The organism is Desulfobotulus alkaliphilus, from assembly GCF_007830435.1.
GTDB classification, from domain to species: Bacteria; Desulfobacterota; Desulfobacteria; order Desulfobacterales; family ASO4-4; genus Desulfobotulus; species Desulfobotulus alkaliphilus.
In genome coordinates this window covers 1-1,109 of sequence record NZ_VLLC01000092.1, presented here as the reverse complement: position 1 = coordinate 1,109, position 1,109 = coordinate 1, and the positions used below count along the sequence as shown (strand labels likewise).

The 1,109-nt window shown below is 50.0% G+C and carries 1 protein-coding gene; it reads left to right on the top strand.

Going from position 1 to position 1,109, the window contains the following annotated elements:
* The first annotated feature begins 253 nt into the window (after window positions 1–253).
* A complete protein-coding gene (locus LZ24_RS17015; protein ID WP_186443236.1) occupies window positions 254–892 on the top strand; it encodes an Lcl C-terminal domain-containing protein in 639 nt (212 codons plus the stop codon).
* The last annotated feature ends 217 nt before the right edge of the window (window positions 893–1,109 follow it).

The following is a 1,109-nucleotide window of genomic DNA, read 5'->3' as shown; positions in this document are numbered from 1 at the left end:
CGAAGCCCGGTGGCTGAGGTTCTCGAAGCCCCTTCCCACTCTCCCTTTTTCAGGCTATGCAGTAGCAGGTTATTTCTGCTATGCTCCCCCCCACTTGCTTGTTTACATTTTCCCCCTTTTCTTCTATGTATTTTTGTCAGCCATGAGTTACTCGCTTGAGTGCCATCGTCCCCTCCCCACGCTCCGTTTTTTGGGTGTATAAAGCGGGGTGTTTATGCAAAGTGTAGAAGTCCTTGATTCAGGAGAACTTATCATGCGTTTATTCCAAGCAGCTTTATCCTTAGTGATTTTAGGCCTTATGCTGATTTTGCTGGCTGGTTGTTCAGATAGTGATTCCAATAAAAACACCCCTGAGGAACGCCAGTCTGTCCCTGAACGCAGTGGAATCAGTTACCTTGAAGGCCGCTATGAAGCCCGGGGGAAAGATAATCAACTGATAGAAGACACCCGCACTGGCCTGGTCTGGCAGCGTTGCTCTTTAGGTCAGGAATGGGATAACACCAGTCAAAACTGTGTTGGCCGTGCTATATATTACAGGCTGGAAGAAGCCCGGCAACAAGCCAGCAATCATTACTTTCACCCAAACGATCAGGAGCCCAGTGGCTTAGGTTTGCCCGGCAAAGAACAGCTCCTGAGTCTGGTTTACTGTCCCGGCCAGCCGCAGACTCCTGACAGCCCCGGCAGCGGTGAGTGTGACGGCTCCTATGATGAACCCACGATCATTCAAAACGTTTTTCCTGATACCGAACGCATCACCTACTGGACACAAACACCCATGGGCGAGGGCAGCAGCACCTATTATGGCGTCAACTTTAGTACCGGTGAACTCAGCCGCCACAACAGCCCCAATTCCAGCTACCCCGTGCGCCTTGTACTTGATCTCAATAACTGAATTCAACCATGTGGAACCCGCTCGGTTGGTTCTTTTGTTTTTTAGTCTGTGTATTCTCTTTACGGGAATGCACGGACCTTCCCTTCATTGCTTAGATTTATCCAGTCCCTTCCCCCTTCCTTTTTTTCAGGCTATGGTTCTCCCTGTCATATGAACCAGTAACCAGCGGGAGGCCCCCTTGAACCAGCAGCTCACGGATTTTTATGTAAAGCCCACA

What these genes read in the sequence shown, in the direction of transcription:
- LZ24_RS17015 (WP_186443236.1), top strand. Translation starts at nt 254, where the DNA reads ATGCGTTTATTCCAAGCAGCTTTATCCTTAGTGATTTTAGGCCTTATG.